The 15418-nt window shown below is 55.1% G+C and carries 16 protein-coding genes; 6 read left to right on the top strand and 10 right to left on the bottom strand.

Annotated elements, in window-relative coordinates; translation table 11 throughout:
• The 4 genes from livG to livK are packed head-to-tail and all read right to left on the bottom strand — an operon-like array spanning position 1 to position 4134.
• Positions 1–768 (bottom strand): high-affinity branched-chain amino acid ABC transporter ATP-binding protein LivG, encoded by a 768-nt coding sequence (livG, locus tag ABVM99_RS17210; protein WP_000082083.1) that lies wholly within the window; start codon positions 766–768, stop codon positions 1–3.
• Positions 765–2042: a branched chain amino acid ABC transporter permease LivM gene (gene livM / locus ABVM99_RS17205; RefSeq protein WP_000803766.1), complete on the bottom strand. Its 1278-nt coding sequence runs from the start codon at positions 2040–2042 to the stop codon at positions 765–767. Before livM ends, livG begins: the two co-directional genes overlap by 4 nt.
• Positions 2039–2965, bottom strand: a complete 927-nt coding sequence (gene livH / locus ABVM99_RS17200; protein ID WP_000003007.1) for a high-affinity branched-chain amino acid ABC transporter permease LivH — start codon at positions 2963–2965, stop codon at positions 2039–2041. The genes livM and livH overlap by 4 nt, the downstream gene beginning before the upstream one ends.
• Before the next feature lie 59 nt (positions 2966–3024).
• Complete coding sequence (livK, locus tag ABVM99_RS17195) at positions 3025–4134, bottom strand: high-affinity branched-chain amino acid ABC transporter substrate-binding protein LivK (RefSeq protein ID WP_023194481.1); 1110 nt, start codon at positions 4132–4134, stop codon at positions 3025–3027.
• Positions 4135–4555: 421 nt separating this feature from the next.
• Between livK and panM the strand changes: the two genes are divergently transcribed.
• Together panM and ABVM99_RS17185 are read left to right on the top strand one after the other, a co-directional pair.
• Positions 4556–4960 (top strand): aspartate 1-decarboxylase autocleavage activator PanM, encoded by a 405-nt coding sequence (gene panM / locus ABVM99_RS17190; protein ID WP_023194480.1) that lies wholly within the window; start codon positions 4556–4558, stop codon positions 4958–4960.
• Positions 4920–5051 (top strand): hypothetical protein, encoded by a 132-nt coding sequence (locus ABVM99_RS17185; protein ID WP_031622906.1) that lies wholly within the window; start codon positions 4920–4922, stop codon positions 5049–5051. Before panM ends, ABVM99_RS17185 begins: the two co-directional genes overlap by 41 nt.
• 83 nt (positions 5052–5134) lie before the next feature.
• Here ABVM99_RS17185 and livJ read toward each other — a convergent pair whose 3' ends face one another.
• The 5 genes from livJ to ftsY all read right to left on the bottom strand — a co-directional run bounded on the left by livJ (position 5135) and on the right by ftsY (position 10854).
• Positions 5135–6238, bottom strand: a complete 1104-nt coding sequence (gene livJ / locus ABVM99_RS17180) for a branched chain amino acid ABC transporter substrate-binding protein LivJ (RefSeq protein ID WP_023194479.1) — start codon at positions 6236–6238, stop codon at positions 5135–5137.
• 321 nt (positions 6239–6559) lie between these two features.
• On the bottom strand, positions 6560–7414 hold the full coding sequence (gene rpoH / locus ABVM99_RS17175; protein ID WP_000159621.1) for an RNA polymerase sigma factor RpoH: 855 nt from the start codon (positions 7412–7414) through the stop codon (positions 6560–6562).
• 245 nt (positions 7415–7659) lie between these two features.
• Positions 7660–8715, bottom strand: coding sequence for a permease-like cell division protein FtsX (gene ftsX / locus ABVM99_RS17170; RefSeq protein WP_001081707.1), 1056 nt, complete (start codon positions 8713–8715; stop codon positions 7660–7662).
• Complete coding sequence (gene ftsE / locus ABVM99_RS17165; protein WP_000617729.1) at positions 8708–9376, bottom strand: cell division ATP-binding protein FtsE; 669 nt, start codon at positions 9374–9376, stop codon at positions 8708–8710. The genes ftsX and ftsE overlap by 8 nt, the downstream gene beginning before the upstream one ends.
• A 2-nt stretch (positions 9377–9378) precedes the next feature.
• The gene (ftsY, locus tag ABVM99_RS17160) at positions 9379–10854 is read right to left on the bottom strand and encodes a signal recognition particle-docking protein FtsY (protein WP_001118686.1); all 1476 of its coding nucleotides are present in this window, start codon (positions 10852–10854) and stop codon (positions 9379–9381) included.
• Between the two features lie 125 nt (positions 10855–10979).
• Here ftsY and rsmD point away from each other — a divergent pair, with 125 nt between their 5' ends.
• Both rsmD and ABVM99_RS17150 read left to right on the top strand, forming a co-directional pair.
• Complete coding sequence (gene rsmD, locus ABVM99_RS17155) at positions 10980–11576, top strand: 16S rRNA (guanine(966)-N(2))-methyltransferase (RefSeq protein WP_000743275.1); 597 nt, start codon at positions 10980–10982, stop codon at positions 11574–11576.
• Complete coding sequence (locus ABVM99_RS17150; RefSeq protein ID WP_000906759.1) at positions 11566–11835, top strand: DUF1145 family protein; 270 nt, start codon at positions 11566–11568, stop codon at positions 11833–11835. The genes rsmD and ABVM99_RS17150 overlap by 11 nt, the downstream gene beginning before the upstream one ends.
• Before the next feature lie 21 nt (positions 11836–11856).
• Here the strand turns inward: ABVM99_RS17150 and ABVM99_RS17145 are convergent, their stop codons facing one another.
• Complete coding sequence (locus ABVM99_RS17145) at positions 11857–12228, bottom strand: DUF2500 domain-containing protein (RefSeq protein WP_023194478.1); 372 nt, start codon at positions 12226–12228, stop codon at positions 11857–11859.
• A 141-nt stretch (positions 12229–12369) separates the two neighbouring features.
• Here ABVM99_RS17145 and ABVM99_RS17140 point away from each other — a divergent pair, with 141 nt between their 5' ends.
• Both ABVM99_RS17140 and zntA read left to right on the top strand, forming a co-directional pair.
• On the top strand, positions 12370–12996 hold the full coding sequence (locus tag ABVM99_RS17140) for a lysoplasmalogenase (protein ID WP_000964735.1): 627 nt from the start codon (positions 12370–12372) through the stop codon (positions 12994–12996).
• An 80-nt stretch (positions 12997–13076) separates the two neighbouring features.
• Positions 13077–15275, top strand: coding sequence for a Zn(II)/Cd(II)/Pb(II) translocating P-type ATPase ZntA (gene zntA, locus ABVM99_RS17135; protein ID WP_017441614.1), 2199 nt, complete (start codon positions 13077–13079; stop codon positions 15273–15275).
• The last annotated feature ends 143 nt before the right edge of the window (positions 15276–15418 follow it).

Genomic DNA, 15418 nt, shown 5'->3' with positions numbered 1-15418 from the left:
TTATGCCTCACCCAGATAAGCGCGGATGACGTCCGGGTTGTTGCGGATCTCTTCCGGCGTGCCGTTCGCCAGCGGCGTGCCCTGGTTCACCACGTAAATGCGATCGGAAATGCCCATCACCAGCTTCATATCGTGTTCAATCAGCAAGATAGTGGTGTTGTGATGGTTACGTAGTTCGGCAATCAGCTCATCCAGCTCTTTGGTCTCTTTCGGGTTAAGGCCAGCCGCCGGTTCGTCGAGCATCAGAATTTCTGGCTGCGTCACCATGCAGCGGGCAATCTCCAGCCGGCGCTGGTCGCCGTAGGCCAGATTACTGGCCTGGCGGTTGGCATGTTCCAGCAGGCCAATACGCTCAAGCCAGGTCGCCGCGCGGTCCAGCGCTTCGCTTTGCGCGCGGCGGAAAGCGGGCGTTTTCAACAGGCCGGAAAAGAGGCCCGTTTTCAGTTGCTGGTGCTGCGCCACCAGCAGATTTTCAATCACCGTCATTTCGCGAAACAGGCGCACATGCTGGAAAGTGCGTACCACGCCCATGCGGGCGATCTGCTGGCCCGGCAATCCTTCCAGATGCCGCTCGCGCAACGTGATCGTACCGCCTGTCGGCTTATAAAAACCGGTCAGGCAGTTAAACACCGTCGTTTTACCCGCGCCGTTAGGGCCAATCAGCGACACAATTTCCCGCTCACGCAATTCCAGCGATACATTGTTGACCGCCAGCAAACCGCCAAAGCGCATCATCAGGCCGTTAACCGCTAATAATGGCTGACTCATGCCTGCTCTCCTTTCGCCTGACCACTTTTCAGCTTCAACTGCGGACGCGTCATCGGCAGCAATCCCTGCGGGCGCCAGATCATCATCAACACCATCAAACCACCGAGCATCAACATGCTGTATTCGTTGAAGTCGCGCATCAGCTCGCGCGACACCACCAGCAGAACCGCCGCCAGGATCACCGCAAACTGCGAGCCCATTCCGCCCAGCACCACAATCGCCAGCACGAAGGCGGATTCGGCGAAGGTGAAGGATTCCGGGCTGACAAAGCCCTGGCGGGCGGCAAACAACGTCCCGGCGAAACCGGCAAACGCGGCGCTGATAGTAAAAGCGGTCAGCTTGATGCGCGTCGGGCTTAAACCTAATGAGCGACAGGCGATCTCATCTTCACGCAACGCTTCCCACGCCCGGCCCAGCGGCATACGCAGCAGGCGGTTAATGACAAACAACGACAGGACCACCAGCAACAGGGCCACCAGATAGAGGAAAATGACCCGGTCGGATGGGTCGTACTTCACGCCAAAGAAATTGCTGAAGGTATCCCAGCCGCCTTCGCGGGTACTGCGGCTAAACTCCAGACCAAACAGCGTCGGTTTGGGGATCTGGCTGATACCGTTCGGGCCGCCGGTAATTTCAGTGTTGTTGAGCAACAGGATACGGACGATTTCGCCGAAGCCGAGCGTCACAATCGCCAGATAGTCGCCGCGCAGACGCAGTACCGGGAAGCCGAGCAGGAAACCAGCGGCGGCGGAGACCAGTCCCGCCAGCGGCAGGCAGGTCCAGAAACCCAAACCGTAATAGTGATTGAGCAGCGCAAAGGTATAAGCGCCGATGGCGTAAAAGCCGCCGTAGCCCAATACCAGCAGGCCGGACAGCCCCACCACCACGTTCAGCCCCAGACCGAGGATGATATAAATCATGGTCATAGTGGCGATATCCACGCTACCGCGCGACACCATAAACGGCCACGCCACGGCGATAACCAGCAGCGCCATCAGAAACAGCTTTTGCTTAACGGTAGAGCCATCGATCGCCGGCAGAATAAACTTCGGTCCGGAGACGTGCTTCACCGCTTTCTGGAACATCGGACGCAGCAACTGAAAGAAAAAAACCACTGCCGTACCGATAAAGATCCACTGCCAGCGGATGTCGGCGGCGGTATCCACCACCAGTTTGGTGCCGTCCAGCTCCAGTTGTACGCCCATGAAGACGCCAGCCAGAACGAAGAACATCGCCGCAGAGAACAGAGCCATCGCAATATGCATCGGTTTCATACTTTCTCTACCTCCGGACGCCCCAGGATACCGGTCGGCATCACCAGCAGTACCAGAATCAGCAGAGCGAACGATACGACATCTTTATATTCGGTACTTAAATATGCAGACGAGAGCGCTTCGGCGACGCCCAAAATCAGACCGCCGATCATCGCGCCCGGAATGCTGCCAATCCCGCCCAGCACCGCCGCGGTGAACGCTTTCATCCCGGCCATAAAACCGATGTAGGGGTTAATTACGCCATAGAACTGACCGAGCAGCACGCCCGCCACCGCCGCCATTGCCGCGCCGATAACAAACGTTAGCGCAATGACACGGTCGGTATTAATGCCGAGCAGGCTGGCCATTTTCAGATCCTCCGCGCAGGCGCGGCAGGCGCGGCCCATCCGGGAGTAGCGAATGAAAATGGTGAGCGCCAGCATAGCCAGAAAGGTGACTATCCAGATAACCGCCTGCATGGTGGTGATGGACGCGGAAAAGTTTTCGCTGCTGCCCACAATCCACTGGCCGTTAAACAGGCTGGGTAACGCCACGTCGCGCGAACCTTCCGTCAGGCTGACGTAGTTTTGCAGGAAGATGGACATCCCGATGGCGGAAATCAGGGCAATCAGGCGCTTGGAGTTGCGCACGGGCCGGTAAGCGACTCGCTCGATACTCCAGCCGTAGGCGCTGGCAATAATAATCGCGCCGATAAATCCAGCGGCCACCAGGAGCCAACTGGTGTCTATTCCCATCATCATTAGCGCGGCGATGATCATAAAAGAGACGTAGCTGCCGATCATATACACCTCGCCATGAGCGAAGTTGATCATGCCGATAATGCCGTACACCATCGTATAACCGATAGCAATCAGCGCGTAGGTGCTCCCCAGCGTGACGCCGTTAAACATCTGCTGCAAGAAATAGAGAAACTGCTCGGACATAAGGTAACCTTTTTAAACCCGCCCGGCGTGCGGGCGGTGGGATAACTTATCTTCTGGCATTACTTCGCGACGGTTGACGAGCCGTCGGCGTGCCACTGGAAGACGCCAAATTCAAATCCCTTAAGATCGCCTTTTTCATCCCATTTCAGCGGCCCAATAACGGTATCAGCCCCGTACGCTTTAAGATCTTTCACCAGATCCAGCGGAGCATGGCTGGCGCTACGCGTCATTGCGGTCGCCAGCGACTGGACGGCGGCGTAGGTGATCCAGACATACGGACCGCTGGGATCTTTCTTGTCGGCTTTCAGCGCCTCGACAATCGCTTTATTCGCCGGGTCCTGGTCATAACGTTTTGGCATCGTCACCAACATGCCTTCCGCCGCACCGCCCGCAATATTGGACAGCGACGCGTTACCCACGCCTTCCGGCCCCATAAATTGCGTTTTCAGGCCATTAGCCCGCGCCTGGCGCAGCATCTGCCCCATTTCCGGGTAGTAGCCGCCGTAATACACAAAGTCGATATTCTCTTTTTGCAAGCGAGCAATCAGGGCGGAGAAATCTTTTTCACCGGCGGTAATACCATCAAAAAAGACAATATTGGCATTGCCCTGCTTCAGACCATCCTGCACAGAGCGCGCCAGTCCTTCGCCGTATTGCTGTTTATCGTGAATGATAGCGATGCGCTGCGGTTTCACCGTTTCCAGGATGTATTTCGCGGCTGTTGGCCCCTGGGAGGAGTCCAGGCCGGCGGTACGCATAATGTACTGATAGCCGCGCTGGGTCAGCTCCGGGTTAGTCGCCCCTGGGGAGATCATCAGAATACCTTCATCTTCATAGATATCGGATGCTGGCTGAGTAGAAGAAGAACACAAGTGACCAATAACGTACTGAATACCGTCGTTAACGATTTTGTTGGCCACCGCCACCGCCTGTTTTGGATCGCAGGCATCATCGTACTCTACGCCGACCAGCTTATCGCCTTTAATACCGCCTTTAGCGTTGATGTCTTTAATGGCCTGGCGCGCGCCGTTAAATTCCATATCGCCCCATTGCGCTACCGGGCCGGACATCGCCCCGACTATGGCGACTTTAATATCATCTGCCATTGCCCCCTGCGAGACTGCTAATGCAACAATCCCTGCGATTATTGTTTTCGCTTTCCGTTTCATGTGCCTGTATCCCCATTCGTGATGTTATATGTTTTGTTTTTTGCTGGTTAAAAAGCAGACTGTACTTTTTATAAATGGTGCGCTTTTTACTGACTCATTAATGAGTTAGCGCAGCATTTAAAGCATAATAAGATTAAAATCTCTATTTTTCAGTCTATTAAGGAAAGATAATATTCTGCTTTTCGCTATAGATAAACAAAAAAAAGCACGCTTGTCAGCATAAAATAACGGCATATTAAGCGGAATAATTCACTAGCATTCAGGGAATTATGCTGCCTGTTTTCCATTCTCTAATGCTTCAAACTGTAATTATCGTTGTTAAAAAATTAATAACCTGGTAAATGACACAAAAAAGAGAAAGCATCTGGCCTGCCTGTTTCGGTACACTGATCGCATCTTTTGAAATCGGGACAAGCCGTCGATGAAGCTGACTATCCTTCGTTTAGAACACTTTAGCGCTCAGGATCAGATCGATCTGGGCAAAATCTGGCCGGAATATTCCGCCTCCTCATTAAGCGTAGATGAAACGCACCGGATTTATGCCGCGCGGTTTAACGAGCGTTTGTTGGGCGCCGTAAGAGTGACGCTGAGCGGAACGCAGGGCGCGCTGGATTCCTTACGCGTGCGTGAAATCACCCGTCGTCGCGGCGTCGGACAATACCTGGTAGAAGAAGTCATCCGCGATAATCCCAACGTCTCGTCGTGGTGGATGGCGGATGTCGGTGTTGAAGACCGTAGCGTGATGGCCGCGTTTATGCAGGCGTTAGGCTTTACAGCACAGGCGGATGGCTGGGAGAAGCGCGAAAAGAAAGCCGGATGGCGCTGACGCTTATCCGGCCTACATGCCGGGAGAAAAGATAAAAACCACCTCGCAATTTTCCAAGAATTTCGCGTTGCAGGCAGGCGGCAAGTTATGAAATCCCCGGGAGCTTACATAAGTAAGTGACCGGGGTTGAATAACGTAGCCAACGCACCTGCAGCGCGAAAGGCGCCAGGAAAATTACTTAGCGTCTGTCGCCGTACCGTTCGCATGCCAGTCAAACACGCCGAACTCAAATCCTTTCAGATCGCCTTTCTCATCCCATGACAGCGGTCCCATTACGGTGTCGACCGTGGCGCCTTTCAGGTATTTGGCGATTTCCGCCGGATCGTCGGAGTGGTTCAGCCCCGCCTGTAAGGATTGCAGCGCGGCGTAGGTGGTCCACACGAATGCGCCGCTAGGATCTTGTTTCTTGGCTTTGATGGCATCCACAATCGGTTTGTTCGCTGGCACCTGATCGTAGTTCTTCGGTTTGGTGACCAGTAAGCCTTCCGCCGACTCTCCGGCGATGTTAGACAGCGAGACGTTCGCGACCCCTTCCGGCCCCATAAACTGAGTTTTCAGCCCTGCGGCGCGGGACTGGCGCAAAATCTGCCCCATTTCCGGGTGATAACCGCCGTAGTAGACAAAGTCGATATTCTCTTTTTTCAGACGCGCTACCAGAGTGGAGAAATCTTTTTCGCCGGCGGTGATGCCGTCAAAGAATACGACATTAACGCCGCCTTTCTTCAGACCGTCCTGCACCGCGCGCGCCAGCCCTTCGCCGTACTGCTGCTTATCGTGGATAATCGCGATGCGCTGCGGTTTTACCTTCTCCAGAATATACTTTGCCGCCGTTGGCCCCTGGTCAGAGTCCAGGCCGGTCGTGCGCAAAATCAGGTTATAGCCGCGTGCGGTCAGCTCCGGCGCGGTCGCCGCCGGGGTTATCATCAGGATACCTTCGTCTTCGTAGATATCAGACGCTGGCTGTGTGGAAGAGGAGCATAAGTGACCGATAACATACTTGATGCCGTCGTTCACCACTTTGTTAGCGATAGCTACCGCCTGTTTCGGGTCACAGGCGTCGTCATATTTCACCGCGACGAGCTTATCGCCTTTAATACCGCCTTTCGCATTGATATCGGCAATTGCCTGTTCCGCACCGGTAAACTCCTGATCGCCATACTGCGCTACCGGACCGGACATCGCGCCGACAACCGCGACTTTAATGTCCTCGGCGAATGCCATATGGCTTAATGACAGGGCGATACATCCTGCCAATAACGTTTTACCCTTCATATTCATCCTGGTAATCCCCATTATTCTGGTTGTTACGTGTGTTGTGGTGTTATTGTTCAGCACTTTATTTCGATTATTGGCTAGCTACCCGTGTTTTAGCAGCATACTCTGCTAAAACATACCCGATTTTTATTATTTTGGAATAGCTAAATTTACATCCAGATAACAGATTTGTGTCGGTGGGGGAGAGGAAGGGCCCGTAGGCCAGATAAGCGAAGCGACATCGGGCAAACGTGTTGCCGGATGGCAGGGTAAACGCCTTATCCGGCCTACAAAAAACAAAACCCCCGAATTCACATTCGAGGGTTCATTGGCAATTCGCGAAGATTACGCTTCGATCGCAGCGCGAAGCTTTTTCATGGCGTTCTTTTCAAGCTGGCGCACACGCTCAGCGGAGACGCCGTAACGATCGGCCAGCTCCTGCAACGTAGACTTATTGTCTTCGTCCAGCCAGCGAGCGCGGATAATATCCTGGCTACGCTCGTCGAGCCCCTGCATCGCATCGGTCAGTCGGTTAGCGGCCTGCTCTTCCCAGTTATCGTCTTCAATGCCGTCGGCAAAGTTAGACGATTTATCCTGCAGATACAGCACCGGCGCCATTGGCTGGCTGTCGGACTCATCGTCCGAAGACATGTCAAACGTCATGTCCTGCGCCGCCATACGCGACTCCATCTCACGCACGTCTTTACTGGAAACACCCAGTTCGCGCGCCACCATTTCAACCTCATCCTGATTAAACCAGCCCAGACGCTGCTTGGTTTTACGCAGATTAAAGAACAGCTTACGCTGCGCTTTCGTGGTTGCGACTTTAACGATACGCCAGTTACGCAGCACGTATTCGTGAATTTCTGCTTTAATCCAGTGTACGGCGAAGGAGACCAGGCGCACGCCTACTTCCGGGTTGAAACGACGTACGGCTTTCATCAGGCCGATGTTGCCTTCCTGGATCAAATCCGCCTGCGGCAGACCATAGCCCGCATAGTTACGAGCAATATGAACAACAAAGCGCAGGTGAGACAGGATCAGCGTTTTAGCTGCTTCCAGATCGCCCTGGTAATGCAGCCTTTCAGCCAATGCCCGCTCCTCGTCAGCCGATAACATCGGCCACGCGTTCGCCGCCCGGATATAAGATTCCAGGTTGCCAACAGGGGCTAAAGCTAAATTTTGCATTTCTTTGGTCATTCAAATCCTCTCAATCAGTATTGCCTGGCACCGTCAGCGAGCAACAACCGTGCCAAAGCCGATGAGCAACGAGAATATCACCCACTCTTTTATCAGACAGTGATTTTATCCACAAGTTCAATGTAACACTGTGCATAATTTGCACAAATCTTGTGACATAAAGATGATGCGCGGGGAAGAGACAACAGGCACTCTTTCCCTGCGAACGGAAGCCCATTGCAGGGAAAGATTATACCACGATTTTATCAATCGGGAGTAAAGTGACGTAAATGTTGCACCGTGGCCAACCAGGCGGCGATCCAGCCAATCATGGAACAGACCAGCAGCAGCAACAGGCACTCATCGAACGATAAGCCATTGAGATCAAACTTCGTGCCGAAGACCTGCGCCACTTCAGTCACCGCCGATGATAAACGCATCACCAAAATTTCAGACAATATCAGTGAAAGAAACGCGCCGGAAAAACCGAGCAACGCGCCGCCGTAGAGGAACGGACGCAGGATAAAGCCATCGGTCGCGCCAATCAGCTTTTGCACGTTAATGGTGTCGCGACGGGCAAAAATGCTCAGACGCACGCTGTTGCCGATAACGAGGAAGACCGCCGCGACCATCAGCACGCCGATCATCGCCGACACACGGCCCACCAGCCCGGTGAGCGCCGCCAGGCGCGCAAACCAGCTATCATCCATGCGGACTTCGTCAATGCCGTTAATCTGCGAGATACGGTCGCGCAGCGTATTAAGCGAGGCGGTACTTTGAAAGTCCAGCTTGGGGATCACCACCGCCACTGCCGGCAGCGGGTTCTCTTCCAGCATGTCCAGCGCGCCGCCAAAACCCGACCAGTTGCGGAATTCTCCCAGCGCGTCCTCACGGGACAGGTAGTTGACCTTCTCAACGCCCTGCTCGGCCTGAAGCTGCCCAACGACCCGCGCCGCCGCGTCATCATCCAGCGTTTTTTGCAGATAAACGGTGATCTGCGGCGACGGGTAATACTGAGTCGCCGCCTGGTTGACGTTCTTATAGACCATGTAACAGACGCTGGGCAGCGTCAGGGAGATGGCGATCACCATCACCGTCAGAAACGTCGCCAGCGGTTTGCTTTTCAGATCTTGCAGCGCACCGTGCCAGGCATAGCGCACCTGTTCATTAAAGACATTTGTTTTACGTGAGTTCGGTTTCGGCGTCGGCTTCTGGCGTCCTGGCGCGTTGCGCCCGCCGCCTGTTCCGCCGCGAGACTTACGCAGTCGATCCAGCCGTCCGCCGAACTGCCTGATTTGGTTAATCGCGTCGCGCCTATTCATTGGCCAGGCCTCCATGCAGATGTCCATCGCTCAGGACGAGCTGCCTATAGGAACGACGGGAGATAAGTCCAATATCGTGCGTCGCCATCAGTACCGTCACCCCTACGCGGTTAAACTCTTCAAACAGACGTAAAATCCCTTCCGACAACGCGTCGTCCAGGTTCCCGGTCGGTTCATCCGCCAGCAATACCGCTGGCTTATTGACCACCGCGCGGGCGATGCCCACGCGCTGTTGTTCGCCTCCGGAGAGTTGAATCGGGAAGTTTCTCGCTTTGTCCAGTAGTCCAACCTTATCCAGCGCCGCCGACACACGACGACGGATATCATCGCCGCTGGCACCGGCAATGATTAACGGTATCGCCACATTGTCATAGACCGTGCGATCCATCAGCAGATGGTGATCCTGGAAAATCATCCCAATCTGGCGGCGCAAAAACGGCACTTCGCGGTTTTTCAGGCGCGTAATATCATGCCCGCTGAAGAAGATTTTGCCGGCGCTGGGCCGCTCAATCCCACAGATTAGCTTCAGCAGGGTACTTTTCCCCGCGCCGGAGTGGCCGGTCAGAAACGCCATCTCGCCTGGCCGCATATGGAATGTCACTCCCTGCAGCGCTTGTCTCCCGCCGAGATAGGCCTTGCTGACATGTTCAAAGCGAATCATTGTTAATCCTCTCGGGCAAAAAGTGCCTCAATAAAATCGTCCGCCTTAAACGGACGCAAATCCTCGATACGTTCGCCCACGCCAATGTAACGGATAGGAATACCAAACTGGTCAGCTACCGAGAAAATCACCCCGCCTTTCGCCGTACCGTCCAGCTTGGTCAGGGTAATACCGGTTAAGCCTACCGCTTCATGGAACAGTTTGGCCTGGCTTACCGCGTTCTGTCCGGTGCTGGCGTCAATGGTCAGCATAACTTCATGTGGCGCTTCTTCGTCCAGCTTTTTCATGACGCGAACGATTTTTTTCAGCTCTTCCATCAGGTGCGACTTGTTCTGCAGACGCCCTGCCGTATCGGCAATTAACACATCCACATTACGCGCCTTCGCGGCCTGGATAGCGTCAAAAATCACCGAGGCGGAGTCCGCGCCGGTATGCTGGGCGATAACCGGAATGTTGTTACGCTGTCCCCAGACCTGTAGCTGTTCGACCGCCGCCGCGCGGAAAGTATCCCCCGCCGCCAGCATCACTGATTTACCCTGCTGCTCAAACTGGCGCGCCAGTTTACCGATAGTAGTGGTTTTACCCACGCCGTTCACGCCAACCATCAGAATAACAAAAGGCGTTTTACCTTCAATATTAAGCGGTTCGTCTACCTTCGCCAGAATCTCGCCCATCTCGTCTTTCAACAGACCATACAGCGCCTCGGCATCTTTAAGCTGTTTGCGGCTGGCGCCTTCCGTCAGATTAGCGATAATCTTACGCGTGGTTTCCACCCCGACATCAGCGATGAGCAACTGCTCTTCCAGCTCCTCGAACAAATCATCGTCGATTTTCTTGCCGCGGAACAGACTGATAAATCCGGAACCGAGATTTTCTTTGGTTTTCAGCAGACTGCGTTTCAGGCGGGCAAAGAAACCTTCTTTAGTCGGTTTTTCCTGCTCCTGAACGATCGCTTCCACCGGCGCGTCTTCTTCCGCCGGCGGAACAACCATCACCGCCTCTTCCGCCGCCTGAGCGGCCAGCGCCTGCGCTTCCAGCTCTTCGTCGGTGAATTTCGCCGCGTTTTCGCCCTCTTCTTCTACCGCGGCAATGACCTCTACGGTTTCCGCTTCGGCCTGCCACTCTTCCGGCGAGATAGCCTCGTCTTTGACCTCTTCCGGCAGCGGCAATTCCTCGCGTTCCACCGCGATCTGCGGCGCTGCCGTCTCAATGGCCGCCGCGGGCTCCGGCTCTACCGGCTGCGGTTTTTCGCTCTCCTGAACTTTCTCAGTAACGTCCACCACCTCTTCCGCAAAGGCTTCGGTTTCTGCTTTGCTGTGCGCGGGCGTTTGCGCGTCTACGTCTGCCGCCGTTTCAACAGGGGGCTCAACCGGTCGTTGTTCCTCAACAATCTGCTGTTCTTCGGTCTGTTCCTGCTTCTGCTCTTTATCACCGAAGCCCAACCAGGAAAAGAAGCCACGTTTTTTCTGTTTTGCCATCTGCGACTACACCCCTCGCGGCGCTATATACATGGAAGCTAAAAAAATGATGAAATAGTCTATCACTTAACTTAATTCACATCACCGCCTGGAATAACTTGCAACAGGCGGTTCGAGCAAGAGAAATGAAAAAACCGACTCACTCTGGCAGCGGCCAAATCCGCATTATTGGCGGGCAATGGCGTGGCCGTAAATTACCGGTTCCGGACAGCCCGGGTCTGCGTCCCACCACCGATCGCGTGCGCGAAACGTTATTTAACTGGCTGGCTCCGGTAATGGTAGACGCCCATTGTCTGGATTGCTTTGCCGGCAGCGGCGCGCTGGGTCTGGAAGCGCTATCGCGTTATGCGGCCCAGGCAACGTTACTGGAAATGGATCGCGCCGTATCGCAGCAGTTGCAAAAAAATCTGGCGACGCTGAAAGCCAACAATGCTCGCGTCGTCAATACCAATACTCTGGCCTTCCTCAGCCAGCCGGGGACGCCGCACCACGTCGTCTTTGTCGACCCGCCGTTTCGTAAAGGGCTGCTGGAAGAGACGTTACAATTGCTGGAAACCCAGGGATGGCTGGCCGACGACGCGCTAATTTATGTAGAAAGCGAGGTGGAAAACGGTCTGCCGCCCGTTCCGGCGAACTGGGCATTGTATCGAGAAAAGGTGGCCGGACAGGTCGCTTATCGTCTGTATCAGCGCGACGCGCAAGGAGAAAATGATGTTGATTAATCTGGGCCGCTTATTAATGCTCTTCGTGTGGGCATTTTTGATTCTTAATCTGGTGCATCCCTTCCCGCGCCCGCTCAATATCTTCGTCAACGTGGCGTTGGTGTTCATGGCGCTGATGCACGGTATGCAACTGGCGCTGCTGAAATCAACGATACCGAAAGAGGGTCCGCAGATGACGACGGGAGAGAAAATCCGCATTTTCCTGTTCGGCGTGTTTGAGCTGCTGGTCTGGCAGAAGAAGTTTAAGAACAAAAAATAACGTTTGCTGCCGGATGACGGTTTATTCGTTATCCGGGGTACGGCTAACAAACCCGACGAACCGAGTTCCCTTATAGCTCAGCGTACCTTGATCGCCCACCGTCAAAGTGTGGTACTGCTGCGCTTGTAAACGGAACGTTTTTTCGAGACCGCCATTGAGCGGCTTAAAACTTGCCTCATAGCGCATACTGGTTCCCGCCGGGCTCACTTCCTGCTGGCGAGAGCGTCGGTCGTTAACCGGCTTCTCCCGTTTACTGCTGACCACGACCAGCTTTTGCTGTAACGGCGCCGCCTCATTAGCGGCTTTTTCCCGCCGTTGCTGAACGAAGCGGAACGACGCGGCAACTACGATTAATGCGATGATTATAATGAAGAAAAGCGGTGGCTTACTCATACTGTTAACCTGTCAGAAAATGCGGAAATAAGCATACCCTGCCCGTTATAGTGTTGTCATCTGACCGTCACGGCCTCTACACTGAATAATAGAGCCGCAAGCATACCGTTTGCGAAAAAATAACGAATTCAAGGAATTAAGATGCTTTGGTCGTTTATCGCTGTCTGCCTGTCCGCATGGCTGTATGTGGACGCCTCCTATCGCGGGCCAGCCTGGCAACGCTGGGTTTTTAAGCCCGTCACGTTATTACTGTTGCTGTTACTGGCCTGGCAAGCGCCGATGTTTGACGCCATCAGTTATCTTGTGTTGGCCGGACTGTGCGCCTCGCTGGTCGGCGATGCGTTAACGCTCTTGCCGCGTCAACGCCTGCTGTACGCCGTCGGGGCATTTTTCTTATCGCATCTGCTCTACACCATTTACTTTGCCAGCCAAATGACGTTGTCGTTCTTCTGGCCGCTGCCGCTGGCGTTACTGATAGTCGGCGCGTTGCTTATCGCCGTTATCTGGACGCGACTGGAGGAGCTACGCTGGCCGGTATGTACTTTTATCGCCATGACGCTGGTCATGGTCTGGCTGGCGGGCGAACTGTGGTTCTTCCGTCCAACGGCGCCAGCCCTTTCGGCCTTTACCGGCGCGACGCTGCTGTTCATCGGCAATATCGTCTGGCTGGGTAGCCATTACCGCCGCCGTTTCCGGGCGGATAACGCGATTGCCGCCGCCTGCTACTTTGCAGGACACTTCCTGATTGTTCGCTCGCTATACCTGTAAATAATAGCGCTTGACTCTGGAGTCGACTCCAGAGTGTATCCTCCGGTTAATGAGAAAATTATCATCAACCGGAGGACGTTATGTCGACCCCTGATACCGATGGCAAAAAAGTCCCGCCCTTTACCTCCTTCAGATTAGCCCCGGCAATACAGAAGGCCGATAGCTGCTGCTGCGAAGAACATTGCGCGTCCAGCGCGCCTGTTTCTACTGCCGTGGCAGGCACGCGCTATACCTGGAAAATCTCCGGCATGGACTGCGCCGCCTGCGCCCGAAAAGTGGAGAATGCGGTACGCCAAATTCGCGGTGTCAACCAGGCGCAAGTTCTGTTCGCCACCGAAAAGTTAGTGGTCGATGCCGACACCGACCTCCGCGCGCAAATTGAACGCGCCGTACAGAAGGCGGGTTATACCTTGCGTAGTGAAGATTCGCGCGACGCCGCGCCTGAATCTCGTCTTAAAGAGAACCTGCCGCTTATTACGCTGATCATTATGATGGCGATAAGCTGGGGGCTGGAGCAATTTAACCACCCGTTCGGCCAACTGGCCTTTATCGCCACCACCCTGGTCGGTCTGTATCCTATTGCCCGCCAGGCGCTGCGGCTGATGAAAAGCGGCAGTTGGTTCGCTATTGAAACGCTGATGAGCGTCGCCGCCATTGGCGCGCTGTTTATTGGCGCGACGGCGGAGGCAGCAATGGTATTGCTGCTGTTCCTCATCGGCGAGCGCCTGGAAGGATGGGCCGCCAGCCGCGCCCGTAAAGGCGTCAGTGCGTTAATGGCGCTGAAACCGGAAACGGCGACCCGTCTGCGCGACGGCGTGCGGGAAGAGGTCGCTATTAATACCCTGCGACCGGGCGATATTATCGAAGTCGCCGCCGGGGGGCGTTTACCCGCCGACGGTAAACTGGTTTCCGGTTTCGCCAGCTTTGATGAAAGCGCGCTCACCGGCGAGTCTATCCCTGTGGAACGCGCAACGGGCGACAAAGTCCCGGCAGGCGCGACCAGCGTTGACCGTCTCGTCACCCTGGAGGTGCTATCTGAACCTGGCGCCAGCGCGATTGACCGTATCCTGACGCTGATTGAAGAGGCGGAAGAGCGCCGTGCGCCCATTGAGCGGTTTATTGATCGTTTCAGCCGCATCTATACGCCAGTCATTATGGTCATCGCGCTGCTGGTGACGCTTATTCCGCCGCTGATGTTCGATGGCGGCTGGCAGGAGTGGATTTATAAAGGGCTGACGCTGCTATTAATCGGTTGCCCGTGCGCGCTGGTGATCTCCACGCCCGCGGCCATTACCTCCGGGCTGGCGGCGGCGGCACGGCGCGGCGCATTGATTAAAGGCGGCGCAGCGCTGGAGCAACTGGGCCGTATCACGCAGGTCGCCTTTGATAAAACCGGTACGTTGACCATTGGTAAACCACGGGTGACGGCGATTCATCCGGCAAGCGGTATCAGCGAAGCTGAACTGTTGGCGCTGGCGGCAGCCGTAGAACAAGGCGCTACGCACCCGCTGGCGCAGGCTATTGTCCGCGAAGCGCAGACACGCGATCTGGCGATCCCGACGGCGGAATCGCAACGAACGCTGGCCGGCACCGGGATTGAAGCGCAGGTTAACGGCGAACGAATTCTGATTTGCGCGGCGGGAAAACAGCCTGCGGCAGCGTTTGCCGGGCAAATTAGCGAACTGGAAAACGCCGGGCAGACGGTGGTTCTGGTGCTGCGTAACGAGACCGTACTTGGCGTCCTCGCCCTCCAGGATACGTTGCGTGACGATGCGCGCGACGCCATCCGCGATCTGCATCAGTTAGGCGTTAACGGCGTGATTCTGACTGGCGATAACCCACGGGCGGCGGCAGCGATTGCCGGCGAGCTGGATCTGGCGTTTAAAGCCGGGCTACTGCCGGAAGACAAAGTGCGGGCAGTCACCGCCCTTAACCAACAAGCGCCGCTGGCAATGGTGGGCGACGGCATTAATGATGCGCCCGCGATGAAAGCCGCCAGTATCGGAATTGCGATGGGCAGCGGTACTGACGTCGCGCTGGAAACGGCTGACGCCGCCCTTACTCATAACCGTCTGCGCGGGTTAGCGCAGATGATTACGCTGGCGCGCGCTACCCACGCGAATATCCGGCAGAACATCACCATTGCGCTGGGGCTGAAAGCTATTTTCCTGGTGACGACGCTACTGGGTTTTACCGGGCTATGGCTGGCAATCCTGGCGGATACGGGGGCCACGGTATTGGTGACCGCCAACGCGCTACGTTTGCTGCGTAAAAACTAATCTTCTCCCGCCCGGCGGCGTCGTGTCGCCGGGTTATCCCGCGATATTCCTTTCTTTGTACATATTATTCACGCGAAAATCATTTATTTTCTATTACTTATCAAACCATTAATCAGAAATAGCGCGATTTGATGTAAGGTTAA

Source organism: Salmonella sp. SJTUF15591 (genome assembly GCF_043356435.1).
Taxonomy (GTDB): Bacteria; Pseudomonadota; Gammaproteobacteria; order Enterobacterales; family Enterobacteriaceae; genus Salmonella; species Salmonella enterica.
Note: the sequence above shows the minus strand (reverse complement) of the source record. Positions and strands in the feature narration are given on the sequence as shown.

Coding starts and splice junctions, on each gene's coding strand:
- livG (WP_000082083.1), bottom strand. CDS start 768: ATGAGTCAGCCATTATTAGCGGTTAACGGCCTGATGATGCGCTTTGGC.
- livM (WP_000803766.1), bottom strand. CDS start 2,042: ATGAAACCGATGCATATTGCGATGGCTCTGTTCTCTGCGGCGATGTTC.
- livH (WP_000003007.1), bottom strand. CDS start 2,965: ATGTCCGAGCAGTTTCTCTATTTCTTGCAGCAGATGTTTAACGGCGTC.
- livK (WP_023194481.1), bottom strand. CDS start 4,134: ATGAAACGGAAAGCGAAAACAATAATCGCAGGGATTGTTGCATTAGCA.
- panM (WP_023194480.1), top strand. CDS start 4,556: ATGAAGCTGACTATCCTTCGTTTAGAACACTTTAGCGCTCAGGATCAG.
- ABVM99_RS17185 (WP_031622906.1), top strand. CDS start 4,920: ATGGCTGGGAGAAGCGCGAAAAGAAAGCCGGATGGCGCTGACGCTTAT.
- livJ (WP_023194479.1), bottom strand. CDS start 6,238: ATGAATATGAAGGGTAAAACGTTATTGGCAGGATGTATCGCCCTGTCA.
- rpoH (WP_000159621.1), bottom strand. CDS start 7,414: ATGACCAAAGAAATGCAAAATTTAGCTTTAGCCCCTGTTGGCAACCTG.
- ftsX (WP_001081707.1), bottom strand. CDS start 8,715: ATGAATAGGCGCGACGCGATTAACCAAATCAGGCAGTTCGGCGGACGG.
- ftsE (WP_000617729.1), bottom strand. CDS start 9,376: ATGATTCGCTTTGAACATGTCAGCAAGGCCTATCTCGGCGGGAGACAA.
- ftsY (WP_001118686.1), bottom strand. CDS start 10,854: ATGGCAAAACAGAAAAAACGTGGCTTCTTTTCCTGGTTGGGCTTCGGT.
- rsmD (WP_000743275.1), top strand. CDS start 10,980: ATGAAAAAACCGACTCACTCTGGCAGCGGCCAAATCCGCATTATTGGC.
- ABVM99_RS17150 (WP_000906759.1), top strand. CDS start 11,566: ATGTTGATTAATCTGGGCCGCTTATTAATGCTCTTCGTGTGGGCATTT.
- ABVM99_RS17145 (WP_023194478.1), bottom strand. CDS start 12,228: ATGAGTAAGCCACCGCTTTTCTTCATTATAATCATCGCATTAATCGTA.
- ABVM99_RS17140 (WP_000964735.1), top strand. CDS start 12,370: ATGCTTTGGTCGTTTATCGCTGTCTGCCTGTCCGCATGGCTGTATGTG.
- zntA (WP_017441614.1), top strand. CDS start 13,077: ATGTCGACCCCTGATACCGATGGCAAAAAAGTCCCGCCCTTTACCTCC.